2 protein-coding genes are annotated in these 1,035 nt (G+C 38.0%); both read left to right on the forward strand.

Annotation, left to right across the window (positions count from 1 at the left end; translation table 11 throughout):
• Positions 1-222 precede the first annotated feature (222 nt).
• The gene (locus tag L3V27_RS23385; RefSeq protein WP_267135773.1) at positions 223-351 is read left to right on the forward strand and encodes a hypothetical protein; all 129 of its coding nucleotides are present in this window, start codon (positions 223-225) and stop codon (positions 349-351) included.
• A gap of 35 nt (positions 352-386) precedes the next feature.
• The gene (locus L3V27_RS23305) at positions 387-797 is read left to right on the forward strand and encodes a hypothetical protein (protein WP_237312852.1); all 411 of its coding nucleotides are present in this window, start codon (positions 387-389) and stop codon (positions 795-797) included.
• The last annotated feature ends 238 nt before the right edge of the window (positions 798-1,035 follow it).

Consider the following 1,035-nt stretch of genomic DNA (forward strand, 5'->3'; position numbering starts at 1 on the left):
GTCTATTTTTTGGATCTTGATAAAAACTTAATAGAAGTCAGCGTGTATCAATAGGCTCTGCGCCCTAACAAACTGTTCAAGAGGGATTCGCAACGCGTGGCATTTTTACTATGCGTTGGTTTTAGTGGTTAAGGTGGTATGCGGCGGCTTCGGTATTGCGTTGCTCACCCCTTAACAGGGCGTTAGGTTTTAAGAGGATGTTAAGTGGAAAGTATTGATTTTGTGTCAATTTCCGAATGGTTAAAAACAACTATTCCGGGGATCGTTCTCCTTGGTGCGTTTGGTAGTGTTGCAGGGGTAGCGTTACTTGCGCTATTGAAAAAGTTACTAGAACGTCTTATCGACTGGTAAGTGATGCTTTTTTAAATCGATTCTTTGACTTGTTTTTGATCTACGTTAAAGCCTATCTATCGGCTAGATCGAACGTTTTTCAGCTCAAAAATAAAAGTAAAGATGTTGAGCTATTAGCTTATTACATTAAGGTCGTTTCTGAAAAGCGTTCTTCTACCATGTTAGCTTGGTTGAGTTTTTTCATTATTGTTCTATTGTTTGTTATTACCGGAACGGTATACATAAAAACTTTGGTCTTTTTCATCGCAATATTTTTTGTAATGTTCCATGACTCTATCTGTTGGTTAGTAATCCAGGCGTTAATGGATAATGTATTCCATAAAGAAGAACTTGATTTTGCAAAAAATACGTATTCAGATGAGCATGTTGCTATTACAGAGCTTGACCTCTTGCTAAAAGAGCGTAGAGCAAATGAGAAAATTAAAGCAGAGCAACTAAAAACCTAACAAACTGTTTAATAGTGATTCGCAACGCGTGGCATTTTTGCCATGCGTTGGTTTTAGTGTTTAAGGTGTTATGCGGAAGCTACGGTATTGCGTTGCTCACACCTTAACAGAGCGTTAGTCGCCAGAAAAAGCTAGCAATCAAAATCATGTTTCTGAGCTTAAAACTTAGCAGCAGTTTTTTGGTATACAGATTCATCGTCGATCACTAGAACTTAGTTTTAGCTGTTTCGAGTCCAAA

Origin of the sequence: Vibrio sp. J2-3(2022), from assembly GCF_021725735.1 — a bacterium.
In the GTDB taxonomy this organism is placed as follows: Bacteria; Pseudomonadota; Gammaproteobacteria; order Enterobacterales; family Vibrionaceae; genus Vibrio; species Vibrio diabolicus.